Origin of the sequence: Aminobacter sp. MDW-2 (assembly GCF_014250155.1) — a bacterium.
In the GTDB taxonomy this organism is placed as follows: Bacteria; Pseudomonadota; Alphaproteobacteria; order Rhizobiales; family Rhizobiaceae; genus Aminobacter; species Aminobacter ciceronei.
In genome coordinates, this window is record NZ_CP060197.1 from 3,300,714 (window position 1) to 3,319,898 (window position 19,185).

Consider the following 19,185-nt stretch of genomic DNA (forward strand, 5'->3'; position numbering starts at 1 on the left):
GCCCGCCAGTTACCGTGCAGCGATCGAGATCTCGATCTCGCCGACGCCGTCGACACCGCCTGTCATGCGGTCTCCTGGCTTGACCGCGCCGACGCCCGCCGGCGTGCCGGTGTAGATCAGGTCGCCGGCCTTCAGTTCCATCGATTCACTGCAGATGGCGATCACTTCGGGGACCGACCAGATCAGTTCGGAGAGGTCGCCTTGCTGCCTGGTTTCGCCATTGACGGCGAGCCACACCCGGCCTTTGTCGGGGTGGCCGATGTCGGACACCGACACCAGCGGTCCGCATGGTGCCGAGCGGTCGAAACCCTTGCCCCAGTCCCAGGGGCGACCGAGTTTCTTGGCGGCGTCCTGCAGGTCGCGGCGGGTCAAGTCGATGCCGACGCCGTAGCCCCAGACGTGGTCGAGCGCGTCGGCCGCGGCGATGTTCGATCCGCCCTTGGCGATGGCGACGACAAGCTCGATCTCGTGGTGCAGGTCGCCGGTCAGCGGCGGGTAGGGGATCGTCGTGCCGCTGTCGACGACAGAATCTGCCGGCTTGCCGAAGAAGAACGGCGGCTCGCGATCGGGATCCTTGCCCATTTCGCGGGCATGCGCTGCGTAGTTGCGGCCGACGCAGAAGATGCGCCGTACCGGAAACCGCTGCGAAGATCCTGAAATGGCGACCGAAGCTGGCTCGGGCGGAGAGATGACGAAGTTGACCAAGCAGGGCCTCCCGCAAACGTGATGACGGCTTTTGGCACGATCCGCGCGCGCATTCCACTTGCAATCTGCAGTCTGGCCACTTGCAATCTGCAGCCTGGGAAGTGGCCGTTGCTGGCTGAGCTGCAAGTTGGCTGAAGTCGAAGCGGCCGCGATCAGGCGTCTTTTCTGCGCTGGCATGCACGCATTGCGTGTCTGGATCCAAAAAGGCGCTTGCAGCCTGCATTTGCACAGATAGGATTTGCTCACCTGACTGGTGCGGGGTCTGCCTGGCCGGTCGCGGCAACATGGGAGGTTTCATGTCGGAGGTATCTTTGGTCGTGAATGGCCGAAAGGTCAGCGGCGCGGTGGAGGACCGCACGCTTCTCGTTCATTTCCTGCGTGAGCATTTGGGGCTGACCGGAACGCATGTCGGTTGCGATACGTCGCAATGCGGTGCCTGCGTCGTCCACGTTGACGGCAAGGCGATGAAGTCCTGCTCGATGCTTGCGGTACAGGCCTCGGGTTCGACCGTTACCACCATCGAAGGCCTCGCCAATGGCGCCGACCTTCATCCCGTCCAGGCGGCGTTCAAGGAACATCATGGCCTGCAGTGCGGCTTTTGCACGCCGGGCATGATCATGACGGCGACCGACATGATCCGCAGGCATCCCGAAGGCCTCGACGAGGCGACCGTGCGCGCGGAGCTCGAAGGCAACATCTGCCGCTGCACAGGTTACCACAACATCGTCAAGGCGATCCTCGCCGCTTCGAAAACGATGTCGAAGGCGTCCAAGAGCAAGGCGAAAAAGGCGGCATAGGGGCGGGGAGCGAAGGGCGCAGGGACATGGTCCCTTACGCCGTCGCGGTCTCCTTCCATAGCCACCATTCGCCATCTGCTTTTTGAGTTCGGGAGGAACTGAAATGGGAATCGAAGGCATCGGCGCGCGGGTTGCGCGCAAGGAAGACAAGAGATTCATCACAGGCGCCGGACGTTATGTCGACGACATGGTCGTGCCGGGCATGAAACACGCGGCATTCGTGCGCAGCCCGCACGCCCATGCCGACATCAAGAAGATCGACACCAAAAAGGCCGAGGCGATGCCGGGTGTCATCGGCGTGCTGACCGGCAAGCAGCTCAAGGCCGACGGCATCGGCAACCTGATCTGTGGTTGGATGATCCATTCCAAAGATGGTTCGCCGATGAAGATGGGTGCGTGGTCGCCGCTGGCGGTCGACCGGGTGCGCTATGTCGGTGATGCCGTCGTGGTGGTGGTGGCCGACACCAAGGGCCAGGCGCGCGACGCCGCCGAAGCTGTCGAGATCACCTACAAGGAACGCAAATCGGTTGCCGATGCGGTCGATGCGCTCGCCAAGGGCGCGCCGCAGCTTCATCCCGAAGCCGACGGCAACCTGATCTTCGACTGGGGCATCGGCGACGAAGCTGCGACCGACGCCGCCCTCAAGTCGGCTGCCCACATCACCCGGCTCAACATCGTCAACAACCGGCTGGTTCCGAATGCGATGGAGCCGCGCGCGGCCCTTGGCCACTACGACAAGGCCGAGGATCACTACACCTGCTGGACGACCTCGCAGAACCCGCATGTCGCCCGACTGGTAATGAGCGCGTTCTACAACGTCGCGCCGGAAAACAAGCTGCGTGTCATCGCACCCGACGTCGGCGGCGGCTTCGGCTCGAAGATCTACATCTATCCCGAGGAAATCGTCTGCCTGTGGGCCTCGAAGCGGACCGGCGTGCCGGTCAAGTGGGTGGCCGACCGCACCGAGAGTTTCCTCACCGACGCCCATGGCCGCGACCATCACACCACTGTCGAGATGGGTTTCGACAAGAACAACAGGATCGTTGGGCTGAAAGTCGACACGGTCGCCAATCTCGGCGCCTACATGTCGCTATTTTCCTCGGCGACGCCGACCTATCTCTACGCCACGCTGCTGTCGGGCCAGTACAACATCCCGGCGATCTACGGCAATGTGCGCACCGTCTATACCAACACCGCACCGGTCGATGCCTATCGCGGGGCAGGCCGGCCTGAAGCCACCTTCGTGCTCGAGCGCACCATGGAGATTGCCGCGCGCGAGCTCGGCGTGTCGCCGGCCGAACTCAGGCGAACCAACTTCATCACCCAGTTCCCGCACCAGACGCCCGTCATCATGTGCTACGACGCCGGCAATTACGGCGCCTCGCTCGACGCTGCGATGAAGCAGGCCGACTATGCCGGCTTTGCCAAGCGCAAGGCTGCGGCGGCCAAGAAAGGCAAGCTGCGCGGCATCGGCATGAGCTGCTACATCGAGGCCTGCGGCATTGCGCCGTCGGCGGCGGTGGGGTCGCTCGGCGCAGGTGTCGGCCTGTGGGAATCCGCCGAGGTGCGGGTCAATGCCGTCGGGACCATCGAGGTTCTGACCGGCTCGCACAGCCACGGCCAGGGCCATGAGACGACCTTCGCCCAGCTCGTCAACTCACGCTTCGGCGTGCCGCTCGACAGTGTCTCCATCGTCCATGGCGACACTGACAAGGTGCAGATGGGCATGGGCACCTATGGCTCGCGCTCGGGCGCAGTCGGCATGTCGGCGATCGTCAAGGCGCTCGACAAGGTCGAGGCCAAGGCCAAGAAGATCGCAGCACATCTGCTCGAGGCCGACGAGGGTGACATCGTCATCGAGAACGGCCAGCTCAAGGTCGCCGGCACCGACAAGAATGTGCCGTGGTTCCAGATGGCGCTTGCCGCCTATACCGCACACAACCTGCCGCAAGGCATGGAGCCCGGCCTGAAGGAGACGGCATTCTACGATCCGTCGAACTTCACCTTCCCGGCCGGCTGCTACATCTGCGAGGTCGAGATCGATCCCGAGACCGGCAAGACCGATATCGTCCAGTTCGTCGCTGCCGACGATTTCGGCAACATCATCAATCCGATGATCGTCGAAGGGCAGGTGCATGGCGGCATCGCCCAGGGCGTCGGCCAGGCGCTGCTGGAAGGCGCTGTCTATGACGCCAGCGGCCAGCTTCTGACGGCAAGCTACATGGACTACACCATGCCGCGTGCCGACGATCTGCCGTCGTTCCAGATATCGACGTCGAACACGCCCTGTCCGAGCAATCCGCTCGGCATCAAGGGCTGCGGCGAGGCCGGCGCCATCGGTTCGCCGCCGGCGGTCATCAACGCCATCACCGATGCGCTCGGCCACGACAACCTGACCATGCCGGCGACGCCGGGCAAGGTCTGGGCCGCATTGCGCGCCGGCACGAAGCACTGAGGAGGACGCACCATGTATTCCGTCAACTATCATCGCGCCACCTCGGTCGCGGACGCCGCCAAGAAGATCAAGAGCGGTGACGCCAAATATCTCGCCGGCGGCATGACGCTGATCCCGGCGATGAAGACACGGCTCGCAGCCCCCTCGGACTTGGTCGACCTGAACCACATCGCCGACCTCAAGGGCATCAAGGTCTCGGGCAAGAACGTCGCCATCGGTGCGGCGACGACGCATTTCGACGTCGCCAATGACGAGAAGCTGAAAAAGGTCTGCCCGGCCTTGTCGCATCTCGCCAGCCACATCGGCGATCCCGCCGTCCGGCATCGCGGCACCATCGGCGGGTCGGTCGCCAACAACGATCCGGCGGCCGACTACCCCTCGGCGCTGCTGGCGCTGGGCGCGACCATCGTCACCAACAAGCGCCAGATCGCCGCCGACAAATTCTTCAAGGGCCTGTTCGAAACAGCGCTCAAGGACGACGAGATCGTCACCGCCGTCACCTTCACCGCGCCGGCCAGGTCGGGCTACGCCAAGTTCCCGAACCCGGCGTCGCGTTATGCCATGACCGGCGTGTTCGTGACCAAGGGCAAGGATGGCGTGCGTGCGGCAGTCACCGGGGCAGGCGACGATGGCGTGTTCCGCTCCAAGGAGATCGAGGCGGCGCTGACCAGGAAGTTCGAGGCATCGGCGCTGGAGGGGGTGACGGTTCCGTCAGGCAGCCTGATGGGTGACATCCATGCCACACCGGAGTATCGCGCCAACCTGGTGGTGGTGATGGCCAAACGTGCGGTCATGGCCGCCAACGCCTGAGGGCCAGCAAACGCAAAAAATGCCGAGAGGGGCCTCCGGGCCCCTTTTGACGTCAGAAAGGAAACACGACATGGCCGTTCGTCGCATCGTCGCCAATCTACACGCAGCGGAGCCCAGGGCGGCACAAGCATTCTACGGCGACCTGCTCGGGCTCGACATTCTCATGGATCACGGCTGGATCCTGACCTTCGGCACCGGCGGCACGATGACACCGCAGCTCGGCGTTGCCAGCGAGGGTGGGGCGGGTACGCCTGTACCGCTGCTTTCGATCGAGGTCGACAATGTCGATGAGCTCTATGACAGGGTGAAGGCCGCGCGCCTTGAGATCGTCTACGATCTTGCCGATGAGCCCTGGGGCGTCAGGCGGTTTTTTGTCCGCGACCCGTTCGGCAACATCGTCAACATCCTCGAACACCGGGCATAGAACGAAAGTCTGCGATTTCCGGACAGACATCTTGCCGGTCAGGCCTTGGCATCGGTCGCGAAGGCGGCTTACATGCCGCCGGTCATCAGCATCCTGGAGCATAGTGGAATGGCGCGTCCGATTACCTCGATCGCCGATCTTCGAGCCATCGCCAAGCGCCGGGTGCCGCGCATGTTCTACGACTATTGCGATTCCGGCTCTTGGACCGAGAGCACCTATCGCGAGAATGAGAGCGACTTCGTGCCGATCAAGCTGCGCCAGCGCGTTGCCGTCGACATGCGCGACCGTACGCTTGAAACGACGATGGCCGGCGAGACGGTGTCGATGCCGGTGGCGATCGCGCCGACCGGCCTAACCGGCATGCAGCATGCCGACGGTGAGATTCATGGCGCACGCGCTGCAGAGAAGGCCGGCATTCCGTTCACGCTGTCGACGATGAGCATCTGCTCCATCGAAGACATCGCCGAAAATACGTCGAAGCCATTCTGGTTCCAGCTCTATGTGATGCGCGACCGCGAATTCGTCTCGAACCTGATCCGTCGCGCCAAGGCTGCCAGATGCTCGGCCCTGGTGCTGACGCTCGACCTGCAGATTCTCGGCCAGCGCCACAAGGACATCGTCAACGGCCTGTCGACGCCGCCGCGCATGACGGTTGCCAACATCATCAATCTGGCGACCAAGCCGCGCTGGTGCCTCAACATGCTGCGCACCAACCGGCGCACCTTCCGCAATATCGCCGGTCACGCCAAGGGCGTCACCGATCTGCGGTCGCTGTCGTCATGGACCGCCGAACAGTTCGACCCGGCGCTCAGTTGGGACGACGTGAAGTGGATCAAGGAGCAGTGGGGCGGCAAGCTGATCCTCAAGGGAATCCTCGATGCCGAAGACGCCGAGAAGGCCGTGGCAAGCGGCGCCGACGCGCTGATCGTCTCCAACCATGGCGGCCGCCAGCTCGACGGCGCGGTTTCCTCGATCTCGGCGCTGCCCGGCATCGTCGACGCTGTCGGCGACCGCATCGAGGTGCTGATGGATGGCGGCATCCGCTCCGGCCAGGACGTGCTCAAGGCCGTGGCCCTTGGCGCCAAGGGCGTGTTCATCGGCCGCTCGTTCCTCTATGGCCTCGGCGCCGGCGGCGAGGCGGGCGTGACCGCGTGCCTCGACATTATCCGCAAGGAGCTCGATATCACCATGGCCTTCTGCGGCCTGCGCGACATCAAGGACGTCGACAGCCGTATCATCGTCCGGCGCTGAGGGTTCGGCTGGGCTGGCGGCGACGCGATGAAGCAGCTTTTGCGACGCGCTGGTGCGATGAGTTCGAGCGCCAAGCGCGGCGTCTATTTCGCGCTCGGTCTGCTGATGCTGGCGCTCGGCATTGTCGGCGCCTTCTTGCCCGTCATGCCGACCACGATCTTCATTATCCTGGCTGCCTGGTGCTTTGGTCGCTCGTCGCCGCGCTTCGAGGGATGGCTGCTCGGCCATGCGACTTTCGGCCCGCCCTTACGCGCCTGGCGCGAACAGGGTGCCATCCCGCGCCGGGCCAAGATCATGGCCTGGACAGGCATGGCCCTCGGCTACGGCCTGTTCTGGTTGAGCAAGCCTGGTCCGTGGGTGGCGGTCGGCGTGTCACTGATCTTTGTCGCAGGCGCCGTTTATGTCGGCACGCGGCCCGAGCCCAAACCAAGCCAAGCGGACGGCTGACGTCCGAGGCTGTCGCGCCGCCTTTTGGGCGGGACCGGTCGGATTTGGCCTTCCGTGCCTTGTTGTGGTAGGGAGCGGCCTTATCTAAAGGGCGATTGCCGCCCCACATACATTCGAGACCTTATGACCAAGATCTACGCCGACGGCACGAAAATCGTCGCCGTCGCACCGATGATGGACTGGACCGATCGATGCTGCCGAAATTTCCATCGGCAGATCACCGGCGATGCGCTGCTTTACACCGAGATGGTGGTGGCCGATGCCGTCATCCACGGTCCGCGCGAGCGCCTGCTTGGTTTCGATGCCGTCGAACACCCTATCGCGCTTCAGCTCGGCGGCTCCGATCCGGCCAAGCTGGCGGAAGCCGCGCGCATCGGCGAAGGCTTCGGTTATGACGAGATCAACCTCAATGTCGGCTGCCCGTCCGACCGTGTGCAGTCGGGCACATTCGGTGCCTGCCTGATGAAGACGCCGGAGCTCGTCGCCGAATGCGTTTCGGCGATGAAAGCTGTGGTCAGCATTTCAGTCACGGTAAAGTGCCGTATCGGCGTCGACAACCAGGACCCCGAGCCGGCGCTTGATATTCTTGCCGACATGGTTTTTGCTGCCGGCACCGACGCGCTGTGGGTGCATGCCCGCAAGGCGTGGCTGGAAGGGCTCAGTCCAAAGGAAAACCGCGAAATCCCGCCGCTCGACTATGACCGGGTCTATCGCCTGAAAGCACGTTACCAGCACAAATTCATCGGCATCAATGGCGGCATCCAGAGCTTGGACGAAAGCCGCGACCATCTCGACAAGGTCGATGGCGTGATGCTCGGCCGTGCTGCATATCACACGCCGAGCGTGCTCGGCGGTGTCGACGCATTGCTGAATGGCAAAGTGGCCCACAAGATGGACTATGCGGTGCTGATCGACGCCATGGCCGACTATGCCGGGCGGCATATCGCATCAGGCGGTCGTCTCGGTCATGTCACGCGCCATATGGTCGGGCTGTTCCACGGTCTTTCGGGCGCGCGGCGCTACCGTCAGGTTCTGTCGACCGACGCCAACAAGCCGGGTGCCGGGCCGCAGGTGTTGCGCGACGCTTTCGCCGCCGTCGACCTGACGAGCCGCAGCGAGGCTGCATAGCTTCCATAACTTAGGCCTTGCCCGGTCTGGCCGCGGCACGTCCCGGATCGCGTTGGCAAGCCGAACTTCGCGCAGGATTCGGCCGCACACCGTCGCTGCCCCCATGCAAAGCGTTTGCGCCGATGGCCGCTCATGCTCCGACGTTGCCGGACGGGCTGGCCTCGCCATTTGGTTTGTGTGATCATTTGGCGGGGGCATGTTCGAGGAGGGGCGGTTTCATGTGCCGATTGCCGGGCGGAGCTATGGCGCGTGAAGGCTGCGCGTGATGGAAACGCCGCAACTGCCGGCCTTGCGATCCTACCACTCCTGGATCGCCAACGAGACGCTGGAGGATTATTCACTCCGATACGCGGCCCGGTCGTTTCGCCGTTGGTCGCCATTCGTCATTGCCAACACAGCACTCGGCGGCATTTCATTTCTCGCCCTTGAGGCCATCGGCGGCGCGATCACGCTGAGCTACGGCTTCGCCAACGCCTTTCCGGCGATCCTGGTAACCTGCCTGTTCGTCTTCGTGACGAGCCTGCCGATCGCCTATTATTCCAGCCGCCACAACATCGACATGGACCTGCTGACGCGCGGCGCGGGCTTTGGCTATATCGGCTCGACGATCACCTCGCTGATCTACGCGACATTCACCTTCATCTTTTTTGCTCTCGAAGGCGTGATCATGGCGCAGGCGCTCCACCTGTTCGCCGATGTGCCGCTGGTGCTGGGTTATGTCATCTCCTCGGTGGTCATCATCCCCATCACCTTCATGGGCGTGACGCTGATCAGCAAGCTGCAGCTGCTGTCGCAGCCGATCTGGATCGCCATGCATCTGGCGCCCTTCGCCTACATCCTGTTTGCCCATCCCGACACGCTGAACGAGTGGGCGGCTTTCGTCGGCAGCGATGTGGCAGGCGAGGGGTTCAACTTCCTGGCCTTCGGCTCGGCCATCGGCGTTCTGTGCGCGCTGTCGATCCAGATCGGCGAACAGGTCGACTATCTGCGCTTCCTGCCTGACAAGACGCGTGAGAACCGTTTCCGCTGGTGGGCGGCGGTGATTGCCGCAGGGCCGGGCTGGATCGTCGTCGGCGGTTTCAAGATACTGTGCGGCAGCCTGCTCGCGGTGCTCGCCATCCAGGCCGGGCTGTCGCGCTCGACGGCGCTCGAACCCATCCACATGTACATCATCGCCTATGAATATGTCAGCGCCGACCCGCGCGTCGTGCTCACCCTGGCCGCCGTTTTCGTGCTGATCTCGCAGGTCAAGATCAACGTCACCAATGCCTATGCCGGTTCGCTGGCCTGGTCCAATTTCTTCTCGCGCGTCACCCATTACCACCCCGGCCGGGTCGTCTGGCTGGTGTTCAACATCCTGATCTCGCTGCTTCTGATGCTGCTGGGCATTTTCCAGACGCTGGAGCTGGTGCTGGCGGTCTATTCGATCATCGCCGCTGCCTGGGTAGGCTCGATCTTTGCCGACCTCGCCATCCTCAAGCCGATCGGAGTCAGCCCGGCATTCCCGGAGTTCAAGCGCGCTTATCTCTACAACTTCAACCCCGTCGGCTGCGGTTCGATGGCGCTGGCGTCGTTCGTTGCCCTGCTGTGTTTTTCCGGCATTTTCGGCGTCATGGCGCAGGCCTATGCCGCGCCGATCGCCTTTGTCACGGCACTCGGCTCCGCTGTGGCCATCGGTGTTGCCACCAAGGGGCGGTATTATCTGGCGCGCCAGCCCGTCGACCTGCCGGCGGCCACGTCGGATGCCAATCTGTGCGCCATCTGCGGCGTCACCTATGAAGGCTCCGACATGGTGCATTGCACCTTCTACGAGCAGCCGATCTGCTCGCTGTGCTGCAGCCTGGATTCGCATTGCCACGATGTCTGCAAGGCGCCGGGAGGCGAGCTGCAGACGTCGCGCTCGCGCTATTTCGGGAAGGCGCTGCCGCATATTCGCGACAAGATCGCCCCGCGCATGGGCCAGCGCCTGCTCAAGGTGGCAGGTGTGCTGTTTGCGCTCGCGGTGCTCTCGGGCGGCGTGTTTCTGCTGACTTATCGCCTGATCGAGCCCGGGTCGGAGCAGCCGCATCTGGCAAGCGGCCAACTGCTTCTCAGGGTTTTTCTCGCGCTGCTGCCGCTGCTCGGCATCGGCGCCTGGTGGATCGTGCTGTCGCAGGAGAGCCGGGAACTTGCCGAGCGCGATCTTGTCGCCTCGCTGGAAAAGTTGCGGCAGACGCAGCGAGACCTGGCGAGCAACGAGCGCCTCGCCGCCATCGGTCAGATCACGGCAACCGTCAGCCACGAGCTGCGCAATCCGCTTGGCACGTTGGTGACGTCAGCCGACGTGTTGCGCCGCTCGCTGAAGAGCGCCGACGCACCGGTACTCTCTGAGTTGGAACGGCTGCAGCGAAACGCCTGGCGCTGCGTGCGGATCATCGAGGACCTGCTCGATTTCTCGCGCAAGCACGCCCTGGTCGTCTCGCCGATACTGATCGACCGATGGGTGGCCCAGCATGTCGCCGAACAGGAGGCTGCGCGGCCGATACAGCTGGAACTTGCCGCGGGATGCAGGATATCGGCCGACGGCGAGCGGTTGCGGCAGGCCTTTTCCAACGTCCTGGCCAATGCGCTGCAGGCCTGCGAGACGGCGGATGACGCGGCAATCGTCGTCTCGACCCGCTGCGAGGGCAACAACGCCATCATCTGCGTTGCCGACAATGGGACCGGCATGTCGCGCGAGACAGTGGCACGGGTGTTCGAGCCGCTGTTCAGCACCAAGGCGTTCGGCGTCGGATTGGGCATGCCGCTGGTCAAGCGCATCGTCGAGCAGCATGGCGGCTCTGTGCTGATCGACAGCGAGCAGGGAGCCGGCACGCGCGTGTCGATCGTGTTGCCGCGCGCGGGCGCTGGTTCGTCATGACCGACCAGACCGATCTGCAGACCGATTTCATCGGCGACGACGTCATTCCGCATGCAGCCGAGCCGACCGAGAAGAAGCGTGTTCTCATCGTCGACGACGACGAGGATTTTGCCGCAAGCCTCGCCGGATTGCTCGAGCTCGAAGGCTATCAGGCGATCATCGCGCATGATCCGCCGTCAGCCCAGCGCGCTTTGGCCTTGCACCTGCCGGCGGTGACCCTTGTCGACGTGCGGTTGGGCGTCGGCAACGGTGTCGAACTGGTCAGGGCGTTTCGCCAGCAAAGCCCCGATCTCATCTGCCTGATGGTCACAGCCTATGCCTCGGTCGAGACGGCGGTGGAGGCGTTGCAGGCCGGCGCCTACGACTATCTGTGCAAGCCGTTCCACAGTGCCGATCTGTTGGCGACGCTGGAGCGCTGCTTCGAACGCACGCGGCTCATGGAGGAAAAGCGCCTGGTCGCCGAGCGGCTCGGGCAGATGCAGCGCATCGAGGCGATGGGACAGCTGACCGGCGGCATCGCGCACGACTTCAACAACATCCTGGCTGTCCTGCTCGGCAATCTGCGCTGGCTGCAGGAGCACGTGCAGACCGAGCCTCAACTGGCGCAGATGGTCGACGATGCGCTGGAGGCGGTGAAGGCAGGGACGGAGCTGACCTCGCGCCTGCTCAATTTCGGCCGCCGCGAGGGCGGTGACACGGCCCGTGTCGATCTGGGTGAGGCGCTGCCCGACCTGATGCGCGTCTTGCGTCGCACGCTGGACGACAAGATCGGCCTGTCGCTCGAACTGGCGGACGATCTGCATGAGGTCGAAGTTCAGCCGGCACAACTGGAAACCAGCCTGCTCAATCTGGCGCTCAACGCGCGCGACGCAATGCCGGATGGCGGCCTGCTTCGGTTCGAGGCCTGCAATTTTGTCGTCCGGCCCGATGACGCCCGCGTCGCCTCGGGTCTGTTACCCGGTCAGTATGTCGTCATTTCGGTCATCGACACCGGCCACGGCATGCCGCTGGCGGTGCGGCGCCGGGCGCTGGAACCGCTGTTCACCACCAAAGCAGCGGGAAAGGGCAGTGGCCTCGGTCTGCCGATGGTCGATGGCTTCGTGCGACAGTCGGGCGGGCGCCTGGGCATCTCCAGCAATCCGGACGAGGGCACCCGGATCAATCTCTATCTGCCGCGGGCAGTTCAGTCCCGGCCCTGAGGGGCGAACATGTAGCCGACGCCGCGAATGGTCTTGATGAATTGGGTGTCGCGCGCATTGTCCCGCAACTTGCGGCGTATCTTGCCGATCAGCACGTCGATGCTGCGGTCGTAAGGCGTCCAGTTGCGGTTGGCGACGATGTCGAGGATCTGTTCGCGCGACAGGATGCGGCCGCGCCGTTCGACCAGCGCGGACAGGATCTGGAACTCCTGGCTGGTGAGCCGCACGTTCTCGCCGTTCGGCGACGACAGCTTGTAGCGTGCGGGATCGAGCTGCCAGCCATCGAAACAGACGGCGGCCGAACGATCCACTTCTGCCTGCTCGGGCAGGTTGATGCGCTTGGCAAAACGCCGCATCACCGTGCGCACCCGCGCCAGGAGTTCGCGCGGTTCGAAAGGCTTGGTGATGTAGTCGTCGGCTCCGAGTTCGAGGCAGACGACCTTGTCGATCGTGCTGTTCTTGCCCGACAGCATGATCAGCGGCAGGTCGTATTGCGAGCGCATGCTGCGCGCCAGCGTCACGCCGTCCTCGCCGACGGGAAAGCCGAGATCGAGGATGACGAGATCGAAGGCCTCGTCGGCCAGCGCACGCCGCATCGAACGCCCGTCATGGGCGCTGACGATGGCGTAACTTTCGCTGGTCAGGAATTTTTCCAGGAAGCTGCACAGCCGACGATCGTCATCGACAATGAGAATGCGTGATCTTGGCTCGGCAACTGACATGGCAGCTACGATAATCGCAATTCATGGGCCCGGTCGAGAAGGGAAGATGGCCATTGGTCGCGGTCGGCGCCGCCGACCCGCGGGTGCGGGCAGATCGACATCCTTCCTGCGCGGGAATGTCTGTCTAATACACTGAAAATTCTAGCTGAAATTGATGGGTCGCCTTGCGCGGCCCATGCCTGCAGCCATCCGTTTGGTTACAAAAAATTACAATACGGCCCGCTTTCCGATGCATGGCGATTACATGCCGCTCCTAGCTTGGCGACGCACGGTGATGCCGGGCGGCGTCGCGCTGCCCGGCGCAGCAACGGGGACGGCGCGCAAGCCACCCCCCCTGCACGCCGGCAAATGAGGAGGAACAGCCGCATGCCACAGACAGTATTCTCAGTCGATCTGAACAAGGCGCCCGAAGACCATGCCATCAAGACGCACAACCGGTGGCATCCCGATATCCCGATGGTCGAGTATCTCAAGCCTGGGCGCACCTACCGGGTGGAGTGCCATGACTGGACGGGAGGCCAGATCGGCAACAACAACAGCGCCAACGACGTCCGCGACGTCGACCTGACGCGCGTCCATTATCTCAGCGGCCCGTTCGGCGTCGACGGCGCGGAACCCGGCGATTTGCTGGTCGTCGACATTCTTGATCTCGGCGCCAAGCCCGATTCGGAATGGGGCTTCAACGGCCTGTTCGCCAAGGAAAATGGCGGCGGCTTCCTGACCGAGCACTATCCGGAGGCCAGCAAATCCTGCTGGGATTTCCACGGCATCTACACGACGTCGCGCCACATTCCTGGCGTGCGCTACCCCGGCATCATCCATCCCGGCCTGATCGGCTGCCTGCCGGACCACAAGCTGCTTGCCGAAGCCAACCGGCGCGAAGCCGCGTTGGTGGCGACCGATCCGGCTCGAGTGCCGCCTCTGGCAGCCCTGCCATATGCCGACACGGCACTGATGGGACAGATGAAGGGCGATGCTGCTCGGACGGCCGCAGCCGAAGCCTGGCGCACGGTGCCGCCGCGCGAACACGGTGGCAACTGCGACATTAAGAACCTGTCGCGCGGTTCGAAGGTCTACTTCCCGGTCTATGTAAAGGGTGGCGGGCTCTCGATGGGAGACATCCACTTCTCGCAGGGCGACGGCGAAATCACCTTCTGCGGCGCCATTGAAATGGCTGGCTGGGTCGATATCAGCGTCGACGTCATCAAGGGCGGCATGGCGAAATACGGCGTCATCAACCCGATCTTCAAGCCGAGCCCGATCGACCCGCATTTCGACGACTATCTCATCTTCGAGGGCATCTCGGTCGATGAGCACACCGGCGAGCAATATTACCTCGACGCTCACGTCGCCTATCGCCGGGCCTGCCTGAATGCCATCGAGTACCTCAAGAAATTCGGCTACTCGGGCGAACAGGCCTACATGATCCTCGGCACGGCACCGGTCGAGGGGCGCATCGCCGGCATCGTCGACATCCCCAACGTCTGCGCCACCCTGGCCATTCCTACGGCGATCTTCGACTTCGACATCAATCCCAATGCGCTCGGGCCCAAGAAGCAGGACTTCAAGGCCGACGTTGCCAAGACGAGCTGATCAGGCTGCACAACAACAATGAAGCGACGGTCAGGCCCGGTCCTGGCCGGCGCTCTCCTGGGAGGGATTCATGCTGCTTGGATTTGCTTTGCTTTATGTCGGCGCCGTCCTGTTTCTGAACGGACTCTGGCTTCTCGGAAAGATCGAAGACCGGGAAATCGTCGTCATCAACGTGGTCTCGGGTGTCGTCACGCTGTGCGCGTCGCTCGCCTGGGCGTTCGGACCAGCTGCCGATGCTGCCTCGATCAAGGGGGCGGCGCTGACGATACTGTTTTCGGCGACCTATTTTTGGGTGGCCTATAACAGGGTGGTGAAGGTCGACGGACGCGGCCTCGGCTGGTTCAGCCTGTTCGTCGCCATCACCACCATCCCGGTCGCGGTGCAAGGACTTTCCACCGCCCAGACGTCGACCGATCTCTGGCTCGCGTCCAACTGGGTGATATGGGGCGTGCTGTGGTTCCTGTATTTCCTGCTGCTGGCGCTGCAGCGGCCGATCCTGCGGCTGACGGCGGTGGTCACGCTGCTTGCCGGCATCGTCACCGGCTGGCTGCCGGGCTTCCTGCTGCTCGACGGCAAGCTCTGACGCCGGCTTTTCCGGCCAGGCGTTGGCGCGCTTGGCCGCTTGCGGGCGGGCGAGGGCTGTTTTGCCCGCCATATCGTTTCAATGGATGCTTTCTGGAGGCTGGTCATGCCGCTCTACAGTTATGTTTGCGACGATTGCGGACCGTTTGAAGAATGGGTGCCGATGCAGGACGCGCTTCGGGCGTGCGCCTGTCCGCAATGCGAGGAGCAAAGCAAGCGCGACGTGGCCGCACCACGCCTGAGCCTGATGAACGGCAAGTTGCGCCGCGCATTGGCCCGGTCGGAGGCCAGCGGCACCGAACCAAAAGTGGTGAAGAAGGCGCATCTTGCCGGTTGTGGCTGCGCCTTGTGCAAGATCGGCAACAAGCCTGTGCCGACACGCAAGAAATGGTCGATCGGCCACTAGAGCCCTAGTCGCGCAGGATCATCCTGTCGCCGCGCACGTCGAAGCCCGACAGCGAGCCGATGAAGTTCATGCCGAGCAGGCTCTGCTCGAGCCCCTGGTCGGCGACGAGCATCGGCAGGTTTCTGCGTTCGATGGAGCCGAGTTGGACGCTCGCCGCAGTGACCCGTGCCGCATGCGCAATGCCGTTGGCAGTCGAGACCGGTACGGTAAAGCTCAGGCTTTCGAGATCGAAGCCGGCGCGGCGGGCATCGGCCACGGTCAGGACGGTGGTTGTGGCGCCCGTGTCGACCATGACATCAATGGTCTGGCCGTTGACCTGCATGCGCGCGCCGAAATGTCCGTTGGTCAGTTTGTCCAGGGTGACGGTCGCGCGGCCATCGCCATCCAGCGCCGACATCGGGCTTCCCGGCACGAGGCCGGCGGTGACACGGCTGGCGACGTCCTGCAGTTCGTAGCGGTACTGATAGCCGGCGACAAACACCAGAACGATCACCACCCACATTGCCAGGCCGCGCACCGTGTCGCCGAAGCGCGTGCCATGGCGCAGGACGCCAGCGCCGATGACCAGCAGCAGCGCGCCAGCGTAGATCAACTGGCCGAAGCTGTCATTGTTGAGGCCGAGCGTTTCGCCCGACGAATGGTTGAGCAGCAAGAGCAGCAGCCCGCCGCCGAGCACGGCAATGACGACCCAGTAAAGCCGGCTCATCTCTGTCTGGTATCCTTAGCTGGACGCATTTTCTCGCGCCATCCGCGCGCGGCGCGTTTCGCGGCGCGGCTTGCGCTCGATGGTCTCGAGACGGGCGGGCAAGGTGGCCATGACGGCGCGGCGCGTCTCCGGCGTCATCTTGTACCAGGCGCCAACCTCGTCGCGGGTACGGCCGCAACCGAAGCAATAGCCCGTCGCATCGTCAATCGAGCACAGCATGATGCAAGGGGTTTCTATTGCCGTCATCGTGTCGTCCATGGGGCCTCGCACCGATGTTTAGCACCGGCCCGCCACAGATGATGTAGCCTGCGCGTCATTGCAAGCGCTATCCCGCGACGTCACGTCTCGCCGCCTGGATGCGATCTCGCGATTGTTTTCGCTCGTCGAGGCGGCTATGCCGCGCATGACCATGACGAACGGCAGGCAGCACCCATGACCAGCGCTTCCCCCTTTGACGATTTCCGCAACCTGTTTGCGCATCTGCCCGAGGGCGATGTCGCCCAGGCAGGCAAGGTCTGGGCGCTGTTTGCCAAGACAGACAAGCCGAAAGGCTCGCTCGGCCGCATCGAGGACATCGCGGCCTGGCTGGCGCGCTGGACGGGCCGCGCGCCACCCTCGGTGCTCAAGCCTATGGTCGCGATCTTTGCCGGCAATCACGGTGTCGCCGCACAGGGCGTGTCGCCGCGAGCCATGGAAGCGACGGCCCAGCGCGTCGAGCTGTGCGCTGCCGGCGGTGCTGCGATCAACCAGATCTGCCTTGCTAACGATCTCGGGCTGAAGGTGCTCGACCTGGCGCTGCACCTGCCGACATCGGACATCACCGTCGAGCCGGCGCTGGACGAACGTGGCTGCGCCGCCACCATGGCTTTCGGCATGGAGGCGATTGCCGGCGGCAGCGATCTGTTCTGCATCGGTGACCTCGGCGTTGCCAACACGACGGTTGCCGCGGCCCTTTGCGCGGCATTGTTCGGCGGCAAGGGCGCCGACTGGGTCGGGCCGGGTTCCGGTGCCGATGCCGCCATGCAGGCGCGCAAGGCCGAAATGGTCGACCGCGCGCTGGCGCTGCATGGCCCTCACATCAAGGACCCGTTCGATGCTTTGCGTCGGGTCGGCGGGCGTGAATTCGCGGCCATTGCCGGTGCCATCCTTGCGGCACGCATGGAAAAGATGCCGGTGTTGCTCGACGGCTTCGCCACGACCGCTGCCGCCGCCGTGCTTTACGCCGTCGACCGGACGGCGCTCGACCATTGCATGTTTTCGCATGTCTCGACCGAGCCGGGCCATGCCCGCCTGCTGGCCAAGCTCGGCGCGCGGCCCTTGCTCGGGCTTGGCATCGACCATGGCGAGGCGGTTGGTGCGGGGCTTGCCGCAGGCCTGGTCAGGACGGCGGCGCAGATCAGCTCGGGAATGGCAGCGGCTATCCGCTGATATCGCTCATTTCCACTTTTCTTCGAACAGCGCTCCAGCTTCTTGATTCCGCGCGATTCCCCAGGGAAACCCGCTTCCCACTTTCCCTGAATTGCCCTAGCGGCGGCCGGCGGTGCTGCGCGCCAGCGAAGGCAGGTCGTCGATGACCCGGGCCGGCGGGAAGACCGCGATGGCCTCGGTGCCTTCGCGCAGCTTCGAGCGCAATTCGAACTCGCCGCCATGCAAGGCAAGCAGGCCCTGGACGATGGGCAGGCCAAGGCCGGTTCCCTGTTCCGCGCTCTTGATGGCGATCGAGCCCTGGCCGAAAGCCGAAAGCACGACGGGGATTTCGTCGGCGGGAATGCCCGGGCCCCTGTCCTTGACCGAGATGTACTGACCGCCACCGGCGGTCCAGCCGACGCGGACGCGGATTTCGCTGCCCGTCGGCGAGAATTTGATTGCGTTGGACAGAAGGTTGAGCGTGATCTGTCGGATGGCGCGTTCGTCGCCGAGCAGGCGCGGCAGCGTCGGCTCGAACTGCTCGACGATCTTGAGATCCTTGTTGCGTGCCTTGAGCTCCATCATGTGGCAGCAATCCTCGACCACCTGGAGCAGCATCAGCGGCTCTTCGTTGAGCTGATAGCGGCCGGCCTCGATGCGCGACAGGTCGAGGATCTCGTTGATGAGGTCGAGCAGGTGTTGGCCCGACTGGTGGATGTCGCGGGAATATTCGCGATAGGTCGGGCTGTTGATCGGCCCGAGCACTTCGCCGGCCATCACTTCCGAAAAGCCGAGGATGGCATTGAGTGGCGTGCGCAGCTCATGGCTCATCGTGGCCAGAAATCGCGACTTGGCGAGATTGGCGTCTTCGGCGCGGCGGCGGGCCTCGTCCGACATCGATTTTGCCGTCTCCAGTTCGGCAATCAGCGCGTCCATTTCGGACCGGGCGGCCATCAGCAGCAGCGCTGACCGCTTCTTGATGCCGGCAACGAGCGAAAAGAAGGGCAAGGCAGCGACCAGCAGCGCGACCATGATGATGCCAAGCGGCTCGGACAGGTTGACGCCGAAGGCGGCATAGGCGGCGACGGGAACGACGAAAGTTGCGGCCAGTGCGCCGCGCAGCGACGACGCGACGATTGCGGTCGCGGCCATGGCGACGAGCAGGAAGACGCCCTTGACGACCGACAGCAGGCCGGGTTCGCAGGCCGCACAGGTCATGGCGGCGAGATAGGCCCAGGCGAGGCCGGTGACGAAATGGCCAATGAAGAAATTGCGCCGGATGGCCGACGGCGTCATCGCCGCAGGCGCTGCCTCGTCGGCGCGGCGGGCAAGCAAGGCCAACCCGACATAACCCATCATCGCGACCAGCGACCATTTGAGGATGGCATCGTCAGCGCCGAGCAAGAACCCGATGCCGGCGAAGATGACGACGAGAAGCGGCAGGGTTGCAGAATTGGCCCTGATCGAACGAGCGTGCAGCTTCAGCAGTTCGCGGTCGAAAGCCAGGCCGCCCGGCTGCTGGGCCAATTGATCGCGTGTCTTGCGCACAGCACGAGCGACATCGCTGTTGCGATGGCGTTTCCTGCGGTCCACAATGATCTTGTCCGCCGTGTTAGAGCGTTGCAACGGCATGTGATAATTCAGTTTTCGCGCG

The 19,185-nt window shown here is 63.8% G+C and carries 18 protein-coding genes; 13 read left to right on the forward strand and 5 right to left on the reverse strand.

Annotation, left to right across the window (positions count from 1 at the left end; translation table 11 throughout):
• Positions 1–9 precede the first annotated feature (9 nt).
• Positions 10–705 (reverse strand): fumarylacetoacetate hydrolase family protein, encoded by a 696-nt coding sequence (locus H5P29_RS16140; RefSeq protein ID WP_246670676.1) that lies wholly within the window; start codon positions 703–705, stop codon positions 10–12.
• A gap of 296 nt (positions 706–1,001) precedes the next feature.
• Between H5P29_RS16140 and H5P29_RS16145 the strand changes: the two genes are divergently transcribed.
• The 9 genes from H5P29_RS16145 to H5P29_RS16185 all read left to right on the forward strand — a co-directional run bounded on the left by H5P29_RS16145 (position 1,002) and on the right by H5P29_RS16185 (position 12,115).
• Positions 1,002–1,502 carry a (2Fe-2S)-binding protein gene (locus H5P29_RS16145; protein ID WP_067961159.1) on the forward strand — a complete coding sequence of 167 codons (501 nt, stop codon included), beginning with the start codon at positions 1,002–1,004 and terminating at the stop codon, positions 1,500–1,502.
• Positions 1,503–1,605: 103 nt separating this feature from the next.
• Positions 1,606–3,957 (forward strand): xanthine dehydrogenase family protein molybdopterin-binding subunit, encoded by a 2,352-nt coding sequence (locus H5P29_RS16150; RefSeq protein ID WP_067961162.1) that lies wholly within the window; start codon positions 1,606–1,608, stop codon positions 3,955–3,957.
• A gap of 12 nt (positions 3,958–3,969) precedes the next feature.
• Positions 3,970–4,767, forward strand: coding sequence for a xanthine dehydrogenase family protein subunit M (locus H5P29_RS16155; RefSeq protein WP_154383953.1), 798 nt, complete (start codon positions 3,970–3,972; stop codon positions 4,765–4,767).
• A 70-nt stretch (positions 4,768–4,837) separates the two neighbouring features.
• Positions 4,838–5,191: a VOC family protein gene (locus H5P29_RS16160; protein WP_067961170.1), complete on the forward strand. Its 354-nt coding sequence runs from the start codon at positions 4,838–4,840 to the stop codon at positions 5,189–5,191.
• A 108-nt stretch (positions 5,192–5,299) separates the two neighbouring features.
• The gene (locus tag H5P29_RS16165; RefSeq protein WP_154383954.1) at positions 5,300–6,442 is read left to right on the forward strand and encodes an alpha-hydroxy acid oxidase; all 1,143 of its coding nucleotides are present in this window, start codon (positions 5,300–5,302) and stop codon (positions 6,440–6,442) included.
• A gap of 27 nt (positions 6,443–6,469) precedes the next feature.
• The gene (locus tag H5P29_RS16170) at positions 6,470–6,889 is read left to right on the forward strand and encodes a YbaN family protein (RefSeq protein WP_067961175.1); all 420 of its coding nucleotides are present in this window, start codon (positions 6,470–6,472) and stop codon (positions 6,887–6,889) included.
• 123 nt (positions 6,890–7,012) lie between these two features.
• The gene (gene dusA, locus H5P29_RS16175; RefSeq protein ID WP_154383955.1) at positions 7,013–8,017 is read left to right on the forward strand and encodes a tRNA dihydrouridine(20/20a) synthase DusA; all 1,005 of its coding nucleotides are present in this window, start codon (positions 7,013–7,015) and stop codon (positions 8,015–8,017) included.
• 265 nt (positions 8,018–8,282) lie between these two features.
• A complete protein-coding gene (locus tag H5P29_RS16180; RefSeq protein WP_154383956.1) occupies positions 8,283–10,916 on the forward strand; it encodes an ATP-binding protein in 2,634 nt (877 codons plus the stop codon).
• Positions 10,913–12,115, forward strand: a complete 1,203-nt coding sequence (locus tag H5P29_RS16185) for a sensor histidine kinase (RefSeq protein ID WP_067961185.1) — start codon at positions 10,913–10,915, stop codon at positions 12,113–12,115. The genes H5P29_RS16180 and H5P29_RS16185 overlap by 4 nt, the downstream gene beginning before the upstream one ends.
• On the opposite strand, the gene H5P29_RS16190 is transcribed toward H5P29_RS16185, so the two are convergent.
• Entirely contained in the window at positions 12,100–12,837 is a 738-nt protein-coding gene (locus H5P29_RS16190) for a response regulator (protein WP_067961189.1), read from the reverse strand. The two genes, H5P29_RS16185 and H5P29_RS16190, sit on opposite strands and share 16 nt — an antisense overlap.
• A gap of 366 nt (positions 12,838–13,203) precedes the next feature.
• Between H5P29_RS16190 and fmdA the strand changes: the two genes are divergently transcribed.
• The 3 genes from fmdA (at position 13,204) to H5P29_RS16205 (ending at position 15,418) form a co-directional block, all read left to right on the forward strand.
• Positions 13,204–14,430 (forward strand): formamidase, encoded by a 1,227-nt coding sequence (gene fmdA / locus H5P29_RS16195; protein WP_067961192.1) that lies wholly within the window; start codon positions 13,204–13,206, stop codon positions 14,428–14,430.
• A gap of 70 nt (positions 14,431–14,500) precedes the next feature.
• Positions 14,501–15,013 (forward strand): AmiS/UreI family transporter, encoded by a 513-nt coding sequence (locus H5P29_RS16200; RefSeq protein ID WP_067961194.1) that lies wholly within the window; start codon positions 14,501–14,503, stop codon positions 15,011–15,013.
• A gap of 105 nt (positions 15,014–15,118) precedes the next feature.
• Positions 15,119–15,418 (forward strand): FmdB family zinc ribbon protein, encoded by a 300-nt coding sequence (locus tag H5P29_RS16205; RefSeq protein WP_067966401.1) that lies wholly within the window; start codon positions 15,119–15,121, stop codon positions 15,416–15,418.
• A 4-nt stretch (positions 15,419–15,422) separates the two neighbouring features.
• Here the strand turns inward: H5P29_RS16205 and H5P29_RS16210 are convergent, their stop codons facing one another.
• The gene (locus tag H5P29_RS16210; protein ID WP_067961197.1) at positions 15,423–16,124 is read right to left on the reverse strand and encodes a TIGR02281 family clan AA aspartic protease; all 702 of its coding nucleotides are present in this window, start codon (positions 16,122–16,124) and stop codon (positions 15,423–15,425) included.
• A 15-nt stretch (positions 16,125–16,139) separates the two neighbouring features.
• Entirely contained in the window at positions 16,140–16,370 is a 231-nt protein-coding gene (locus H5P29_RS16215; RefSeq protein ID WP_067966403.1) for a DUF1289 domain-containing protein, read from the reverse strand.
• A 186-nt stretch (positions 16,371–16,556) separates the two neighbouring features.
• Between H5P29_RS16215 and H5P29_RS16220 the strand changes: the two genes are divergently transcribed.
• Complete coding sequence (locus H5P29_RS16220; protein ID WP_067961200.1) at positions 16,557–17,552, forward strand: nicotinate-nucleotide--dimethylbenzimidazole phosphoribosyltransferase; 996 nt, start codon at positions 16,557–16,559, stop codon at positions 17,550–17,552.
• 96 nt (positions 17,553–17,648) lie between these two features.
• Here H5P29_RS16220 and H5P29_RS16225 read toward each other — a convergent pair whose 3' ends face one another.
• Complete coding sequence (locus tag H5P29_RS16225) at positions 17,649–19,163, reverse strand: HAMP domain-containing sensor histidine kinase (protein ID WP_154383957.1); 1,515 nt, start codon at positions 19,161–19,163, stop codon at positions 17,649–17,651.
• Between the last annotated feature and the right edge of the window lie 22 nt (positions 19,164–19,185).